Origin of the sequence: Microbacterium kyungheense (assembly GCF_006783905.1) — a bacterium.
Taxonomy (GTDB): Bacteria; Actinomycetota; Actinomycetes; order Actinomycetales; family Microbacteriaceae; genus Microbacterium; species Microbacterium kyungheense.
The window spans coordinates 66,597-82,171 of sequence record NZ_VFPE01000001.1 but is presented as its reverse complement, the minus strand read 5'-3'; the positions used below and the strand labels follow the sequence as shown (position 1 = coordinate 82,171).

Here is a 15,575-nt window from a genome sequence, read left to right as displayed (position 1 = left end):
TCAGTCTCGTATAGAATGATCCTCAGTTTCATCGCGGTCCCATCCTCCGCGACTCCCTGAGCTGAGGAGCCTGTCATGGCCGACACCTCTTACACCGCCCCCGTCGACGACTACTCGTTCCTGTTCGGCGAGGCGTTCGGCATCGACGTCGTCGCCCGCGCGACCGGCGGCGAGCTGACGGCAGAGGACGCCACCGAGATCGTCGCCGGAGCGGGCGAGTTCGCGGCATCCGTCATCGCACCGCTCGAGACCGTCGGCGACCGCGTCGGCGCACGCCTCGAGAACGGCGAGGTGCGCCTGCCCGAGGGCTTCGCCGAGGCGTACCAGGCCTTCGTCGAGGCCGGCTGGGTCACGGCCGAGGCGCCGGTCTCGGCGGGCGGCGACGGCCTGCCCGGCGCGATCCGCGCGGGCCTCGGCGAGATCTGGAACGGCTCGAACGCCGCGTTCGCCCTGTGCTGGCTGCTGACGGCCGGGCAGATCCACGCCCTCGACGCCGCGGCATCCGACGAGATCCGCGAGACCTACCTGACCAAGCTCGTGTCTGGCGAGTGGACCGGCACCATGAACCTCACCGAGCCCGACGCCGGCACGGACCTCGGTGCGATCCGCACCACGGCGACACAGCGCGAGGACGGCAGCTGGAGCATCCGCGGTCAGAAGATCTTCATCACGTGGGGCGACCACGACGTCGCCGAGAACATCGTCCACCTCGTGCTCGCGCGCACGCCGGGCGCGCCCGAGGGCGCGAAGGGCCTCTCGCTGTTCGTCGCGCCGAAGTTCCTCGTGAACGAGGACGGCAGCCTCGGCGAGCGCAACGGCGTGACGACGGTGTCGATCGAGCACAAGCTCGGCATCCACGGCTCCCCCACGTGCGTGCTCGCCTACGAGGACGCCACCGGCTACCTCGTCGGCGAGCTCGGCGGCGGCCTGGCCGGCATGTTCGTCATGATGAACTCGGCACGCGCCGGCATGGGCTTCCAGGCCACCGGCATCGCCGACCGCGCGTACCAGGAGGCGGCCGCGTACGCCGCCGACCGCGTGCAGGGCCGCGTGCTCGGCCGCGACGGCCGGTCGCCCATCGCCGAGCACCCCGACGTGCGCCGGCTGCTGCTGTCGATGTCGAGCAAGATCTTCGCCATGCGTGCGCTCGGCGTGTACGCCGCCGACCTGCTCGACCGCGCGGAGCACGACGAGTCGATCGCCGCACTCGCCGACTTCTTCGTGCCGGTGCTCAAGGGATGGACCACCGAGGACGCGGTGCAGACCACGAGCGAGGGCATCCAGGTCTACGGCGGAATGGGCTTCATCGAAGAGACCGGCGCCGCCCAGCACTACCGCGACATCCGCATCACCCCCATCTACGAGGGCACGACGGCGATCCAGTCCAACGACCTCGTCGGCCGGAAGGTGATCCGCGACGGCGGTGCGGCGGCCGAGCAGCTGTTCGTCCAGATCGACGCGACCATCGCCGCACTCCGCGGGAACGACGACCCCGTCGCCGCGCGCACCGCGGACCGCCTCGAGCGGGCGGTCGCGGCATCCCGCCGCGCCACCGCCGACGTGCTCGGCTTCGCCGACTCGCCCCGTGATGCGTACGCGGTCAGCGTGCCTTACCTGCTGCTGCTCGGCACGCTCGCCGGCGGCTGGATGCACGGCCTCGCGGTCAACGCCGTGCTCGCGCACGACGCCACGAGCGAGGCGGATGCCGCACGCCTGACGTCGGCGGACTTCTACGGCGCCCACCACCTGCCCCGCGTGCACGCGCTGGCCGAGACCGTCGCCGGCGGCGAGGTCACCTGACGCGAGAGCCTCGGCACCGCGTTCACAGACTTCGCACAATCGCGCGGGAATCGCAGGATCCGCCCGATTCCCTGCGAAGTCCGTCGGTGTCTGCGAAGTCTGTGAACGGATGCCGGCGCGCGGTACTCTGTGGCGCATGCCCGAGCAGCCGTCGTCGATCGAGATCCTGCACCGGTTCCGCGCGCCGCGGGACGCGGTGTGGAGCGCCTGGACGGAGCCGGAGCTCGTCGGGCGATGGTGGGGATCGGATCCCGACGGGGTCGTGACGGCCGCCACCCTCGACGTACGGGTCGGCGGCCGGTTCGCCGTCTCGTTCCGGGATGCCACGGGCGATGCGCACACGTCCGAGGGCACCTACCTCCACGTCGAGCCGCCGGCAGCCCTCGGCTTCACGTGGTCGTGGGCGAGCGAGCCCGGCAACACGTCACGGGTCACCGTGGCCCTCTCGGCCGACGGCGGCGACACCGAGATGCGGTTCGTGCACAGCGAGCTCCGCGGTGCGTCCGGCCACGACTACGCGGACGGCTGGCGCCGCACGTTCGCCAAGCTCGACCGCGTGCTCGCGGAGCGCTGAGCGCCGGGCTCAACGCCGCCCGCCGGGCCAACGCTGCCGGCCGCGCCGGGCTCAGTGCGGGGCCGCCGGCATCCATCCGTCCCCGCACGCGCCGCCGTCGGCGGTCTCGGCGATCGTGACCTCGGTGCCGTCGAGGCGCAGCAGCGGGTTGTAGAACCGCGAGATCTCGGTGCTGTCGACCGGCACGTAGTGGAAGATCAGCGATCGGCGGAAGCGGTCGGCCGACCGGTTCGGCCCTGAGCCGTGCACCATGCTGCCGTGGAAGAACAGCACATCACCCGCGGAGAGCTCGGTCTGCACGGTCGAGAACCCGTCGGGCAGCGTGATCTCGGTGGTCGTGAACGACTCCTCGGGATCGGCCTCGTCCGGGCAGACGATCTCGTAGCGGTGCGATCCGGGCACGACCTTGAGTCCGCCGTTCTCGGCGTCGCAGTCGTCGATCGCCACCCAGGCGGCGATGCAGGTCTCGGGGTGCGCCTGCAAGAAGATGTTGTCCTGGTGCAGCGCCTGGCCGCGCGCGGTCGGCGGCTTGAAGTAGAACATCGACTGCGCCGCGTACACGGGGCCGACCATGTCGGTGACGCGGCCGACGATACGGGGGTCGAGCATCCAGCGACGCGCGAGCTCGCCCATGGCGAGGTCGGTGCGCCGGTGCGGGTGGATGAACCGGGGGTACCGCGCGAGGATGTCGTCGTCGGGGATGCTGTCGTCGTGCCCGATGCTGCGGTCACGGTCGACCTGCTCCATGAAGACGTCGCGGATCTCGGCGACCTCGGCGGGGGTGAGCAGGCCGCGCAGCTGCACGACGCCGTGCTGCTCGTAGTCGAGGGCGATCGCGGGTGCGGTGCTGGCGATGATGGACATGACGGTCACTCTGCTCCCCCACGCGCCTGCGGGCCATGGGATGATCGGGCGATGACATGGAACATCCTGCTGTGATGCCGGCGTCGGTGGACCCCCGCGAGACGTCCCATCCCCAGGTCGTCCGGGTCGTCGCCGGCGAGTTCACGGGAGGCGGCGACTACTCCACGTGGCGTACCCGAGGCACCACCGACTGGCTCCTCATCCACACCGTCGCTGGGTCCGGCCGCGTCGGCGGCCCGACAGGTGACGTCATCACCCGCGCGGGCGACAGCATCCTGCTGCGCCCGCACGTGCGCCACGACTACGCCACCGACCCGGACGCCGGGTCGTGGTCGCTCGCGTTCGCCCACTTCCACCCGCGGGCCGAATGGAGCCCGCTGCTGGACTGGCCGCAGCGAGCGGATGGCGTGGGGGTGATCCACGTGCCCGGAGACATCCGCCCGCGCGTGCTCCTGGGGCTGCGCGCGTGCGCGCGGGCCTCGGCCGGATCACTGCCGCAGTCCGAGCTCTTCGCCGTCAACGCGCTCGAGTCGGCCCTGCTGTGGCTCGACACGCAGAACCCGCTGCGCGGAGCCATGGACGAACGCCTGCTGCGCGTCGTGGAGCACATCGGCGCCGACCTCACCGCGGAACTCGGCGTCTCCGCGCTGGCCCGTGTCGCCACCCTCTCGCCGTCGCGTCTGACGCACCTGTTCACCGAGCGCCTCGGCATGCCGCCGCAGCAGTACGTGGAGCGGGAACGCCTCACGCGGGCCGCGCAGCTGCTCGCCTCGACCGATCGGGCCGTCGCCGAGATCGCACGCGACGTCGGCTGGAACGATCCGCTCTACTTCTCGCGCCGCTTCTCGAAGCTGCACGGCAGGAGCCCGACGGCGTACCGGGCCGCCCGAGCGGCCCGGTAGCGTCCGGGGAGTCCCGCAACCATTGACACGAGCGATTCCGACCCGTAATGTAATCAACATCTCCGTTGATAAATGCAAAGGTTGTTCAATGTCGGACGATCCTCTCGACCAGGCGTTCCTGGCGCTGGCCGACCCGGTGCGGCGGGCGATCATCGCGCGCCTCAGCACCGGCTCGGCCACCGTCAACGAGCTGGCCGAGCCGTTCGCCATCACCAAACAGGCGGTGTCGCGGCACATCGCCGTGCTCGAGGCGGCGGGCCTCGTCACGCGCTCGCGCGACGCGCAGCGCCGTCCCGTCCACCTCGACCCCGCCGCACTGGAGCGCCTCACCGCCTGGATCGACCGCTACCGGCTCCAGGGTGAGGCGGCCTACCGCCGGCTCGACGTCGTGCTGGCGGCATCCATCACCGAGGAGAAGGAATCATGAGCACCGGCCTCTTCGTCGAGACCCTGCCCGGTCAGCCCATCGTCGACTTCGTGCGCGAGTTCGAGGCGCCGGCGGCGGCGGTCTACACCGCGCACGCCGATCCCGACGTGTACGTCCGCTGGGTCGGCCCGACCACCTACGAGACCGCCGTCACCGCGTGGGACCACCGCTCGGGCGGCGCGTACCGCTTCGTGCAGCGCGAGCCCGGCCGCCTGGGCGAGTACGCCTTCCGCGGGGCGATCCACACCGCGCGTCCGGGCGAGCTCATCATCCAGACCTTCGAATGGGAGGGCGCGCCCGACCAGGTGAGCCTCGACATCATGCGCTTCGAGGATCTGCCCGGCGGGCGTTCGCGCATCGTGGGGCGGAGCGTGTTCCCCTCGCTCGACAACCTGCGGTCGATGCTCGACGACGGCATGACCGAGGGCATGGAGACCGGCTACCGCGCCCTCGACGACCTGCTGCGGGAGGGCTGAGCCGTGCTGACCGAAGTCGCCGACGGCGTGTTCGTGCACGAGGCCGAGTTCGTGCAGAGCAACAGCGTGATCGTGCGAGGTCGCGATGGCGCACTGCTCATCGACCCCGGGATCACGCGCGCTGAGCTCTCGTCCATCGCATCGGACCTCGACGACCTCGGGCTCCGCGTCGTCGCGGCCTTCTCTACGCATCCGCACTGGGACCACCTGCTGTGGGACGCCCGGTTCGGCGACGTCCCGCGGTACGGCACGGCAGGCTGCGCCGCATCGGCGCGTACACAGCTGGCACCCGAGGCGAAGGCCGAGATCATCGCGCACCTCGACGGCACCGGCATCGAGGACGACGTCCCGATGGAGCTCTTCGGCCTGGTGAGCGGACTGCCCGAGGGCGCGGCCGAGGTGCCGTGGGACGGCCCCCGCGTGCGGATCATCGAGCACGCGGCCCACGCACCGGGCCATGCGGCCCTGTGGATCGAGGACCGGTCCGTCCTCGTCGCCGGCGACATGCTGTCGGACGTGCTCGTGCCGATGCTCGACTTCGACGGCACGGCAGATCCTTTCGCCGACCACCTCACGGCCCTCGGCCTGCTGGAGGAGGCGGCGGCGGACGCCGCCGTCCTCGTCCCCGGCCACGGCTCGGTCGGCGGGCCCGGCGCCGTCCCGGCGCGCGTCGCTCACGACCGCGCGTACGTGGAGGCGCTGCGCGACGGTCGCTCGCCCGACGACGCCCGGATCGGTCCCGACGCGCGTGCGGGGTGGGAGTGGGTCGCCGATGTCCACGCCGGGCAGGTCGCGGCGCTGAGCCGCCGACGCGAGGTCAGCGACTGACGGCCCCACGCCGGCCCGGCTTCGACCGCCACCCCCGCTAAGCCCGGCCGCCCGGGCCGAACCCTCAGGTCGCGAGGCGGCGTAGAAGGTCATCAGCCGCGCGCCCACCGTGGCGAAGTCGGTACGCGGATCGTCGGTGGCCTCCGGCACCAGGTCGAACCCGCCGAGCCGTTCGGTGAGGACGCCGAGGTAGATCGCGAGTCGATCCGCACCTCGGTGTCGGTCGCGAACTGAGCGGCTCCGGAACACTCAGCGAAATGCCTCTTGATCACCTGCCCACGGCGGCGTCACCGGCGCTACGATCACAGCACCGTCCGCAAGCCGAGCAGGGGGCGCTGGGCCGAGGGCTTCGGACGCGACCGAAGGAGCTGTCGATGGGAAAGAACCTTGTACTGGTGGTCGGCTCGTACGACGACGTGACGTCGGCGGCGGAGGATTACGACGACCTCCGCAGCGGCCAGGACTCCGGTGGATACGAGGTCGTCGGAGCCGTGGTGCTCGTCCGCGGCAAGGACGGCAAGGTGCAGGTGCACGAGCACGGTGACAAGTCGGTCGGCCACGGTGCCGCGTGGGGCGCCGGTGCCGGTGTGGTCGTCGGGCTCTTCGCACCGCCGCTCCTGGCCGCCACGGCGATCGGCGCCGGCATCGGTGCGGTGCTCGGCAAGATCAAGAAGAGCAACGACGAGAAGAAGTTCGGCGTCGACGTGGACGAGTACCTCGCCCCCGGAACCTCCGCCGTCGTCGCGGTCGTCGACGACAAGTGGGCCGATAAGGTCGAGAAGGCGCTCACGCGCTCCGAGAAGCGGATCAGCAAGGCGATCGATTCCGACGACTACGAGAAGCTGCGCAAGGCTCTCGAGCAGTCGGCCGACGACGTCGTGGAGCAGATCAACTCCTGACGCGAGACCGCTGACGTTCAGTCGGAGGTGTCGGTCCACGACGCGATGTCGACGCCGTGGTTGTCGGGCGACGCCAGCGACCACCAGGCGGGTGCGTGCGAGTCGTCGGCGAGTCTGCCGCCGGCGGCGAGTGCGGCATCCACTCGCGCCCTCGCCTGGTCAGCGGGAACGAAGACGTCGAAGTGCGTGCGGCCGCGCGCCGGCACGTCGCCCGAGATCGGATTGAAGGCGAGCGGCGGACCGCATCGCAACGGATCGACGGCGTCGGTGTCGCCGAGATCCTCGTAGCCCAGGGCGGCTCTGAAGAACGGCCGCGCGTCGGCACCGGAGTGCTGCGCGACGTAGATGCCGATCGACTGCACGCGCGACGGCGCAGCGATGAGCCGCAGCTCGGCGGCTGCCTCGGAGACGGCGGCGGCGAACGCCGCGGCCCCCTCGGGGATGCCCTCCGGGTCGCGGATCGGGATGCGGACCACCACGCCCTCCGGGCGGACGTCGATGTCGGGCAGCACACCGCAGCGATCCGCCGCGAGGGCGACCGGGCGGACGAGCTCCGCCGCGTGCGATAGTGAGGTCGCGGTGAAGACCGCTTGCGGACCCGTCCCCGTGACGCGCCAGTCCGAGACACCCGGCGCTCGATGGAAACCGGCCGGCGTGAGCCGGCCCGGTCCGCTCGTCGACTCGTCCATGAGCGCCTCCTTCATCGGTCGTCTCGGCCCACGGTACTCGGAGGTCTCATCGCGCTGTCTGAGACCGCTTTTATCCGCCCGGCGGCGCGCCCCGCGCCGACCAGCCGGCATCCCCGGCGGGCGACGGCTCGTCAGGGATGCCGGCTGTGGTCTTCGACGTCGGGCTTCGCCCGCAGCACGTCGGCGATCTCCTCCTCCGGACGGGGCGCGATGTTCTCGTCCTCCTCCAGTTCCGGGATACTCGGCTCACCGGCATCCGGGACGTGATCCGGGGTGGGATGTGGGTCGTGAGCGGACACCGCGGCTCCTTCGTTCCGTGTTGCTCACAGCGTAGGTGAGGACGGCACGGGAGACGACGGATGCCGCACTCACGGCTCGCGAGGCGGTGAGCGCTCCCGCGCCCCCGCTCGTCCGGAGTCGCTCAGGTCGCCTCGACGACGCACGACGCGACCGCCCGACGGCGACCTTCCGCGTACCGGACGCGAGGCACCACTCGTCGGTCCGGCCGGCGCCGCGGGCCAGTTCGCCGCGATGATCGCGTCGAACTCCTCCGCGAGAAGCTCCTCGTCGCCGTAGACGATCTCGAAGAACTCCTCGTCGACGCTCCGGCCGGTGCCACGCGCAGGCATGTCGGCTCCTCGCGGTCAGGCGTCGATCGCCTGCTGCGTCCGACTGCCCGCGACCGGGATCCTGCGCGGTTTCGCCTGCTCGGCAACCGGGATCCGCAGCGCCAGGACGCCCGCGTCATAGCTCGCGCTGATGTGCTCGGTGTCGAGGTTGTCCCCGAGCACCAGCTGACGGCTGAAGATGCCGCGGGGGCGTTCGGCGGCGATCAGCTCGGCGTCGCTCGCCCGATGCGGGCGCTCCGCGCGGACGGTGACCACGTTCCGTTCGACATCGAGATCGATCGACTCCGGATCGACCCCCGGCAGGTCGAACTCGACGTGGAAGGTGTCCTCATCCCTCCACGCATCGAGCGGCATCACCGCCGGTCGTGCCAGCGTCCCGTCCGAACCGAGCATCTGCTGCGCGAGTCGGTCCAGTTCGCGAAACGGATCAGTGCGCATCAACATCGTTCCACCTCCGTCTTCTTGTTGAGTTGATGCTGTGGCGACTCCGATCAGTTATCTACATCGGTCGCCATAGATTTTTTGTACCACTCGTGGCATGCTGATGCAAGAGACCAGCTGGATGTTCTTGACGGAGACGAGGCCATGGCCGGTATTGAGCACGATCCCGACCGGGGCGTCTACGGCATCTCGGTCGCAGCCGAGCTGGCGGGTACGGGAGTCCAGAACCTGCGCGCCTACGAGGCACGCGGACTGCTGCTGCCCGATCGCTCGACCGGCGGCACGCGGCGCTACAGCACGAACGATGTCGTGATGCTGCGCCGGATCGGCGATCTGCTCGAAGCGGGGCTGAACCTCGCAGGCATCGCCATGGTCATCCCCCTGCAGGACGAGAACAGCCGGCTGCGCGCCCAGGAATGAGCACCAGTGAACCTCGAACGCACCGAACGCCGCCACGACAGCGACACCGACGGCGGAGAGGGCACACCATGAACGAACGGTTCGTCCTGCAGCAGCTGACGCCCGTCGAGTGGATCATCGTCGACGCGTGCTGCGAGCCTCACGACCCGCACCGCACGGTCGTGTGCATCCGCGAGATCGGGTCCGCCGAATACGAGGCCGTCTGGCTGCGCCATCTCGCACTGCCGGTGACCTACTCCTCACCCCGACGGGTGCTCGACGACGTCATCCGAGTGGCCGGTCATCCCTCGCGCGTGCCGTCGCGCAAGCCGGTTCCCATCCCCCACGTGGCGCCGCCCGCACGCCTGGCGCGTTGAACGGCGCCGACGGCATCAGCGGTTGATTTCGTGCGGACCGTCCGCGAGTATGCGCCCATGAGCGACAAGCCGGACTCCGAGCAGATCGATGACATCATCGCGCAGCAGAGCGGCTGGAAGCACGACGTGTACGTCGCGCTCCGCGCGGCGATCAGAGCCGGCGATCCGGCCGCCGTCGAGGTGGTCAAGTACAAGAAGCCCTCCAAGCCCGAGGGCGTGGCGTTCTGGACGCACGAGGGCGACGTCTGCTTCATCGATGTGCTCAAGAGCGCGGTGAGGCTCACGTTCTCGAAGGGCGCCCGCCTGACGGACGACGCACTCTTCAACACCCGACTGGACAGCAAGGTCGTGCGCGCCATCGACTTCTCCGAGACGAGCAGCGTCGATGCGCGGGCGATCGCGGCACTCGTCGAAGAGGCGGCGGAGCTGAACGTCCAGGCCGGCTGAGCCGCTCAGTCGCGCACGCGGATCACGGTCTTGCCCGACCGTCGCACCGCCGGGTCGAGCACCGCGACGGCGTCGTCGAGGGGCGCGACCGTGCCCACGTGCGGGCGAAGTCGCCCGTCACGCACCCGCTGCACGATCTCGGTCAGGTGAGCCGGAACCGACTCGACCACGAAGTCCACCGCGCGCCCGTCGACCGGTCGGGCCTCGACCGGGCCGACGATCGACACGAGGGTCCCCCCGGGCCGGATGATCCGCGCCGACTGCTCCTGGATGCCGCCGCCGATGACGTCGAACACGAGGTCGACGCCTCCGACGTCGTCGAGGCTCTCTTTCTCGAGATCGACGAACTCGTTCGCACCGAAGTCGAGGGCGGCCTGGCGTCCGGAAGCCCTCCCGGTGCCGATGACATAGGCGCCGAGCTCCCGCGCCAGCTGCGTCACGACCGACCCGACCGCTCCGGCCGCGCCGTGCACGAGCACCGCCTGTCCCGCCTGCAGACGGCCGTGCTGCACCAGCCCCTGCCAGGCCGTCAGACCCGAGATCGGCAGACTCGCCCCGACGGTGAAGTCGACGTCGCCGGGCAGCGGCGCCAGGTTGCGCGCCTCGACCGCCACGTATTCGGCCAGCGTGCCGTCGCGATGCCAGTCGGCGATGCCGAAGACCCGCTGGCCGAGCGAGAGCCCGGTGGTGCCGTAGCCGAGCGCGCTCACCACGCCGGCGAACTCGTGCCCGATGACGGGCCGTCGCCGTTCCTGGCCCGCGCGGTCGACCCAGGTCGACGGCCAGTCCCATTCCGCGGGCACGAAACCCGACGCGTGGACCTCGACGACGACGTCGTTGATCGCCGCCGCCGGTTCCGGAACATCGGCCAGGGTGATCCCGGCCGCAGCCGCCGAGGGATCCGTCGCGACGATCGCCTTCATCCGTACCTCCGTGAATTCGCCTTCTCCAATATGGTGCGAACGGCGGGGCACGTGAAGCCCCCGGCGGCGCAGAACCCCGGCGAGGGGATGCCGCGGCCGCCGGCATCCACTTCTCCCAGGTCGCTCGCGAAACTGCGCCCCGTTTCGGGTCTGCGCGGACGTCGCCTATACTCGCGCGGAGTATCCCCCCAACGTACGATGCCGTGTGCAAGATACGCTGTCGTATCCCACAGCGGGCCCCGACCCGCCGTCCATCGGAGTGCAAGTGGTTCGAGTGCAGCCGAACACGCCCGCAGGCGACAACGCCCCGACGCGTGCGGCCACACGCGCCGCGAAGCAGCGCAGGCGCGCGCTGATCCTGCTCGGCGTCGTCGTCCTTCTCGTCGTCGCGATCGTCGTCGTGGTGGGCGTCGTCTTCGCCCGCGGCGCAGGTGATGACCCCCAGTCCGAGCAGCAGCAGCCCGCGGCGACCGGCTCGTGCGTGCCGGCCGATCTGCGCATCACTGCCGACCCTGCGGTCGCCGAAGCCCTCGAGGCGGTGGCCGCCGGCATGGGCTCGGACTGCGCCGACCTCACGATCCACACCGAAGACAGCGCCGTCACGGCGACGGCGCTGTCGACCGGAGCAGAGCCCGACTTTGACATCTGGGTGCCGGATTCGGCGATGTGGCCCGCACGCGCGACCGGTCAGGCCGAGCGCACCGGCGTCGAGGCGGCGGAACTCGTGGTCAGCGACCCCGTCGCCAGCACGCCCGTCGTCTTCGCCGCGACCGAGCCCACTTCCGCCGCGGTCGGCAGCAGCGGCGCCGGCTTCTCGAGCCTGACGCAGCGCACGGTCGCCGTCGTCCTGCCCGACCCGTCTGCGGTCGCGGCCAGCTCGTCCGCTCTGCTCGCGCTGCAGACCGCCCTGAACGGCGACGCGCGCACGTTCACGGCGCTCGCACTCGGCCTCGACCCCGGCGTCGTCCCGACCGCGACTGCCGCGCTCGACGCGGTGTCGGCGGCGACCACGCCGACGATCGCAGTGACCACCGAGCAGGCGGTGCAGATGTACGACGAGGCCGCCAGCACGCCGCTCGTGGCCGTCTTCCCCGCCGACGTGAAGCCCTCGGTGGGCGTGCCTCTCGTGACGCTCGCCAGCGCCGATGACACGACGACGGCGGCCGTCGAGTCGCTCTCGGCCGCCATGGCCGAGGCGGGCGACGTGCTCGCCGAGTACGGACTGCGCAACGCCGAGGGCAACCCGCCCGCGACGGCGACCGGCGACGCCGAGACCACCATCGCCGCGCCGGCGGCAGCCGACAGCGCCAACCAGGCCGAGGCGCTGCGGACCTGGCAGGTCATCACGGCACCGTCGCGCATGCTGTCGCTCAACGACGTCTCGGGATCGATGCTGCAGCCGGCGACGGCCGACATGCGACGCATCGACCTGTTCGAGCAGGCGGCGGTCCGCGCCGTCAACTCACTGTCGACGGAGTCGTCGCTGGCCACCTGGGTCTTCTCGAGCCGGCGCATCGGCGGCCAGGACTGGCAAGAGATCGTGCCCTTCGGCTCACTCGGCGACCCCGCGCACAAGCAGCTCACCATCGACACGGCGAACAACCTCGACAGCCTCGTCGGGGGCGGGACCGGCCTGTACGACAGCGTGCTCGCCGCCGTGACCTACATGCGGCAGACGTACGAGCCCGGCAAGATCAACCTGGTGCTGCTCAACACCGACGGCGTCAACGAGGACGACGACGGGCTCGACCTGCCCGGCCTGCTCGCCGAGCTCGAGAAGCTGCGCGACCCGTCGAAGCCCGTCGCCGTCATCGCGATCGGCTACGGTCCCGACACCGACCAGTCGGCTCTGGAGCAGATCGCCGCCGCCACCGACGGCGCCGCGTACCAGGCGCTCCAGCCGACCGACATCGGCACGGTGCTGATCGACGCCGTGACCCAGCGCGGCTGCCGACCCAGCTGCGGCTGATCCTCGGAGGAGTGGATGCCGCGGCCGCCGGCATCCACTCGTCCACCGTCACACCACGTTGCGCTCAGCCGTCATCGCGGCCTGAATGCGCCGGTCCAGATCCTCGAGTTCGGCGAGCAGCTCCGACGCCACCCAGACGCGGTCCCGTTTGCGTCCAGTCACCTCTTGGATGAAGCCCGCCTCGACAAGCTTCGCGATCGCCTTGTACGCCTGCTGCTCGGACGACCCCGAGCGCTCCTCGATCTCGGCGGCTGACATCACGGGATGGTCGTAGAACGCTGGGATGAGCGATGCGACCGCCGACCCTGCGCGGGGCCGTAGCTCGGCCGCCCATTCCGCGGGCAACGCTGTGAGACGCGCGATGGACTCGCGGGACGCCGTCGCCGCGATGCGAGCGGATCGGGCGAACAGGTCGATCAGCGGCGCCGGATCGCCGAGGCGATAACTGCCCAGCGCGGCGAAGTACTCGTTCCGCCGAGCCAGGAGTCCGCTGGCGAGGGGCACGACGGCGTTCCGGGTCACGCCGCGGCGCCGGAAAACGGCAGACACCAGCGCGCGGCCGATGCGACCGTTGCCGTCCGTGAACGCATGGATGGATTCGAACTGCGCGTGGGCGATCGCAGCCTGCACGAGCACGGGGACGTCGTCGCGATTGAGATAGTCGATCATGTCGCGCATGAGCGCGGGCACGCGTTCGGGAGCGGGTGGGACGTAGAGGGCATCGCGCGGCGAGTAGTCGCTGCCGCCGATCCAGTTCTGCACATCGCGCAGGCGTCCCGCGTAGTCGGACTCGCTCGGATCGTCCTTCATCAACGCGCGGTGCGCGACCAGCAGGTCGTCGAGCTCGAACTGCCCGCGCTCACCCACGCCGGTCACGAGACTGTGGAGGGCCGTGCTGGCGGCCACCATGCTCGTCGCCGAACTGTTCGAACGGTTTCCCCCTAGAGCTTTGGCGTAGTCGATGGCTCCCGCGGTGATGCGCTCGATCTTGGACGAGGCCACGGACTCCGTCCGTATCATGAAGCGGCTCAGGGCGGCGGAGTGGCCCTCGGCGTCCGTGTCGGCCTGCGCGACGGCCAACAGGGCCAGTTCTGAGTCGACCACCGACTGCACCGACGGCATGAAGTCGAGTCCCGCGATCAGCGGCGGAATCGTCGCATCGACCGACGAGATGGTCCGGTCTGCCCGCGTGCCGCCGCGCACGCGTTGGCGCCACGGAAGCGTCTCCACACCATGCGCCGGCCACGGGTCGGCGGCCGCGCTCCTCGCAGTCGTGTCCATGCCTGAGTGTCTCACACTTTACTCGTGTTTAAACACGTTAAACACGAGTAGCGGCGCCACTGCTCGCGGGCCGGGAGAGATGGCTGGTCAGGATATGAAAGCCTCGACCCCCTGTCCGACACCGCTCTCGCGCGATGTCGGCCCTCCGTCGGACAATGGCACCACCGACGCGAGGAGGCTGCCGTGGACGTGTCGACGACACACGTGATCAAGCCGCTGACGCCCGAGACCTTCCCGGCATGGCTGGCGCTCGCGCAGAAGCACAACGGGGTGTGGGGTGGATGCTACTGCTCGTACTTCCACGGCGACACCGCGCAGACCGTCAAGAGCGAGTACGACCGGGCGACGTTCAAGCAGCGGCTGGTCGAGGAGGGCGTCGCGCACGCGGCGCTCGTCTTCGAGGGCGACCACGCCATTGCGTGGTGCGAGTACGGCAGCCCGGACGAGCTGCCGGGCATCTACCACCGCAAGGAGTACGACGCCGGTGAGGCCCATCCGGCGCCGTGGCGGATCACGTGCTTCTTCGTCGACCGCGACCACCGGCGCTCCGGCGTGGCGCGAGAGGCACTGGACGGCGCCCTGGACCTCATCGCGCAGGCGGGCGGCGGCGAGGTGGTGTCGTTCCCGAATGAGGTGCCGACCGACAAGAAGACGTCATCGTCGTTCCTGCACAACGGCACGCGAGCCATGTTCGAGAAGGCCGGCTTCACGTTCGAGCGGCACATCGGCAAGAACAAGACCGTCGTGCGCAAGACGGTTCCCGCCCGTGGCGACGATTGAGGACGTCCTCGCGCTGGGCTCGGAGCTGGAGCGCTCCTACCCGGTCCACGTGTACGGACGTCTGAAGTTCCGCGTCAAGCAGATCGTCTACGTCGCGTTCTCGCACGACGAGACGGTGATGGAGTTCGCGTTCCCCCGAGAGGAGCGCGAAGCGCTGGTCGGCGGTCAGCCCGAGAAGTTCAGCCTTCCCGCTCCGAGCGACATGCGATTCCACTGGGTCCGTGCGCAGCTGTCGGCGCTGGAGCCCGCCGAGGCGCGCGAACTCGTCGTCGACGCGTGGCGGATGGTCGTGCCCGTCAAGGTCTCGCGCGCCTACGACCTCGCCCACCCGGAGGGGCCGGGCTGACCCCCGCGGCGGCGCACCGCCTCGGCGACCACTACCGTTGGCGTCTGGGAGGGCGGATCGCCGAAGTTCCGCCCAGAGACGAGGATTCGGTGACGGACACGCAGGCGGGCTGGTACGACGACGGTTCGGGAACCATGCGGTGGTGGGACGGGCAGAACTGGACCGAGTCGATCCAGCCGCCGCCGCCCAAGGCGCCGGGGCTGGACGGCATGATCAGCCGTGCTCAGGCGGACGCCGTCGCGGGCGCGCAGCCGCGGCCTGCGCCCACCGGGATGAGCTACGTCGTCCTGCAGGTCGTGCTCAAGGAGAAGTTCTTCGGCACCGGGTCGGGAAACCTCACCGAGCTGGAGAAGGTCATCAACAAGCAGGCCTCGCTCGGGTACCGGCTGCACACGATCAGCACCACCTCGTCGGGGAGCGGCGGCTTCGGCGGCGGCGACCGGATCCAGGCGACCATGGTCTTCGAGCGCCTGGCATGACCCGGGCGCCCAGGATCGGCACGGTGGCCTTCACCGGCGGATAGG

Annotated in this window: 21 protein-coding genes; 14 read left to right on the top strand and 7 right to left on the bottom strand. The window is 70.4% G+C overall.

The window, feature by feature from the left end:
• Nucleotides 1–75: 75 nt before the first annotated feature.
• Entirely contained in the window at nucleotides 76–1,800 is a 1,725-nt protein-coding gene (locus FB391_RS00425; RefSeq protein WP_141892346.1) for an acyl-CoA dehydrogenase family protein, read from the top strand.
• Nucleotides 1,801–1,936: 136 nt separating this feature from the next.
• Nucleotides 1,937–2,374 carry an SRPBCC family protein gene (locus tag FB391_RS00420; protein ID WP_185842868.1) on the top strand — a complete coding sequence of 146 codons (438 nt, stop codon included), beginning with the start codon at nucleotides 1,937–1,939 and terminating at the stop codon, nucleotides 2,372–2,374.
• Between the two features lie 51 nt (nucleotides 2,375–2,425).
• Here the strand turns inward: FB391_RS00420 and FB391_RS00415 are convergent, their stop codons facing one another.
• On the bottom strand, nucleotides 2,426–3,238 hold the full coding sequence (locus tag FB391_RS00415; protein ID WP_141892344.1) for a phytanoyl-CoA dioxygenase family protein: 813 nt from the start codon (nucleotides 3,236–3,238) through the stop codon (nucleotides 2,426–2,428).
• Nucleotides 3,239–3,312: 74 nt separating this feature from the next.
• Here FB391_RS00415 and FB391_RS00410 point away from each other — a divergent pair, with 74 nt between their 5' ends.
• The 5 genes from FB391_RS00410 (at nucleotide 3,313) to FB391_RS00390 (ending at nucleotide 6,770) form a co-directional block, all read left to right on the top strand.
• A complete protein-coding gene (locus FB391_RS00410; RefSeq protein ID WP_185842867.1) occupies nucleotides 3,313–4,140 on the top strand; it encodes a helix-turn-helix domain-containing protein in 828 nt (275 codons plus the stop codon).
• An 88-nt stretch (nucleotides 4,141–4,228) separates the two neighbouring features.
• Nucleotides 4,229–4,567 carry an ArsR/SmtB family transcription factor gene (locus FB391_RS00405; protein WP_141892342.1) on the top strand — a complete coding sequence of 113 codons (339 nt, stop codon included), beginning with the start codon at nucleotides 4,229–4,231 and terminating at the stop codon, nucleotides 4,565–4,567.
• Nucleotides 4,564–5,043: an SRPBCC domain-containing protein gene (locus FB391_RS00400; RefSeq protein ID WP_141892341.1), complete on the top strand. Its 480-nt coding sequence runs from the start codon at nucleotides 4,564–4,566 to the stop codon at nucleotides 5,041–5,043. The genes FB391_RS00405 and FB391_RS00400 overlap by 4 nt, the downstream gene beginning before the upstream one ends.
• 3 nt (nucleotides 5,044–5,046) lie before the next feature.
• A complete protein-coding gene (locus tag FB391_RS00395) occupies nucleotides 5,047–5,871 on the top strand; it encodes an MBL fold metallo-hydrolase (RefSeq protein WP_141892340.1) in 825 nt (274 codons plus the stop codon).
• Between the two features lie 374 nt (nucleotides 5,872–6,245).
• Nucleotides 6,246–6,770, top strand: a complete 525-nt coding sequence (locus FB391_RS00390) for a DUF1269 domain-containing protein (protein WP_185842866.1) — start codon at nucleotides 6,246–6,248, stop codon at nucleotides 6,768–6,770.
• A 17-nt stretch (nucleotides 6,771–6,787) separates the two neighbouring features.
• Here FB391_RS00390 and FB391_RS00385 read toward each other — a convergent pair whose 3' ends face one another.
• The 4 genes from FB391_RS00385 to FB391_RS00375 all read right to left on the bottom strand — a co-directional run bounded on the left by FB391_RS00385 (nucleotide 6,788) and on the right by FB391_RS00375 (nucleotide 8,532).
• Nucleotides 6,788–7,459 carry a VOC family protein gene (locus FB391_RS00385; RefSeq protein ID WP_141892338.1) on the bottom strand — a complete coding sequence of 224 codons (672 nt, stop codon included), beginning with the start codon at nucleotides 7,457–7,459 and terminating at the stop codon, nucleotides 6,788–6,790.
• Between the two features lie 131 nt (nucleotides 7,460–7,590).
• A complete protein-coding gene (locus tag FB391_RS19550) occupies nucleotides 7,591–7,758 on the bottom strand; it encodes a hypothetical protein (protein ID WP_185842865.1) in 168 nt (55 codons plus the stop codon).
• A 69-nt stretch (nucleotides 7,759–7,827) separates the two neighbouring features.
• Nucleotides 7,828–8,088, bottom strand: a complete 261-nt coding sequence (locus FB391_RS00380; protein WP_141892337.1) for a hypothetical protein — start codon at nucleotides 8,086–8,088, stop codon at nucleotides 7,828–7,830.
• Nucleotides 8,089–8,103: 15 nt separating this feature from the next.
• Entirely contained in the window at nucleotides 8,104–8,532 is a 429-nt protein-coding gene (locus FB391_RS00375) for an Hsp20/alpha crystallin family protein (protein WP_141892336.1), read from the bottom strand.
• A gap of 141 nt (nucleotides 8,533–8,673) precedes the next feature.
• Here FB391_RS00375 and FB391_RS00370 point away from each other — a divergent pair, with 141 nt between their 5' ends.
• The 3 genes from FB391_RS00370 (at nucleotide 8,674) to FB391_RS00360 (ending at nucleotide 9,752) form a co-directional block, all read left to right on the top strand.
• Nucleotides 8,674–8,949: a MerR family transcriptional regulator gene (locus FB391_RS00370; RefSeq protein ID WP_141892335.1), complete on the top strand. Its 276-nt coding sequence runs from the start codon at nucleotides 8,674–8,676 to the stop codon at nucleotides 8,947–8,949.
• 68 nt (nucleotides 8,950–9,017) lie between these two features.
• Nucleotides 9,018–9,305, top strand: a complete 288-nt coding sequence (locus FB391_RS00365) for a hypothetical protein (protein ID WP_141892334.1) — start codon at nucleotides 9,018–9,020, stop codon at nucleotides 9,303–9,305.
• A 57-nt stretch (nucleotides 9,306–9,362) separates the two neighbouring features.
• The gene (locus FB391_RS00360; protein WP_141892333.1) at nucleotides 9,363–9,752 is read left to right on the top strand and encodes a DUF1801 domain-containing protein; all 390 of its coding nucleotides are present in this window, start codon (nucleotides 9,363–9,365) and stop codon (nucleotides 9,750–9,752) included.
• Between the two features lie 5 nt (nucleotides 9,753–9,757).
• On the opposite strand, the gene FB391_RS00355 is transcribed toward FB391_RS00360, so the two are convergent.
• Nucleotides 9,758–10,675, bottom strand: a complete 918-nt coding sequence (locus FB391_RS00355; protein WP_141892332.1) for an NADP-dependent oxidoreductase — start codon at nucleotides 10,673–10,675, stop codon at nucleotides 9,758–9,760.
• A gap of 265 nt (nucleotides 10,676–10,940) precedes the next feature.
• On the opposite strand from FB391_RS00355, the gene FB391_RS00350 reads away from it, so the two are divergent.
• Nucleotides 10,941–12,644, top strand: a complete 1,704-nt coding sequence (locus FB391_RS00350) for a VWA domain-containing protein (protein WP_141892331.1) — start codon at nucleotides 10,941–10,943, stop codon at nucleotides 12,642–12,644.
• A 48-nt stretch (nucleotides 12,645–12,692) separates the two neighbouring features.
• On the opposite strand, the gene FB391_RS00345 is transcribed toward FB391_RS00350, so the two are convergent.
• Nucleotides 12,693–13,925 (bottom strand): Fic family protein, encoded by a 1,233-nt coding sequence (locus tag FB391_RS00345; RefSeq protein ID WP_141892330.1) that lies wholly within the window; start codon nucleotides 13,923–13,925, stop codon nucleotides 12,693–12,695.
• A gap of 183 nt (nucleotides 13,926–14,108) precedes the next feature.
• Between FB391_RS00345 and FB391_RS00340 the strand changes: the two genes are divergently transcribed.
• The 3 genes from FB391_RS00340 (at nucleotide 14,109) to FB391_RS00330 (ending at nucleotide 15,530) form a co-directional block, all read left to right on the top strand.
• Nucleotides 14,109–14,705 carry a GNAT family N-acetyltransferase gene (locus FB391_RS00340; protein WP_141892329.1) on the top strand — a complete coding sequence of 199 codons (597 nt, stop codon included), beginning with the start codon at nucleotides 14,109–14,111 and terminating at the stop codon, nucleotides 14,703–14,705.
• Nucleotides 14,692–15,051: an MmcQ/YjbR family DNA-binding protein gene (locus FB391_RS00335; protein ID WP_141892328.1), complete on the top strand. Its 360-nt coding sequence runs from the start codon at nucleotides 14,692–14,694 to the stop codon at nucleotides 15,049–15,051. Before FB391_RS00340 ends, FB391_RS00335 begins: the two co-directional genes overlap by 14 nt.
• Before the next feature lie 89 nt (nucleotides 15,052–15,140).
• Nucleotides 15,141–15,530 carry a DUF2510 domain-containing protein gene (locus FB391_RS00330; RefSeq protein ID WP_141892327.1) on the top strand — a complete coding sequence of 130 codons (390 nt, stop codon included), beginning with the start codon at nucleotides 15,141–15,143 and terminating at the stop codon, nucleotides 15,528–15,530.
• Nucleotides 15,531–15,575: the final 45 nt, after the last annotated feature.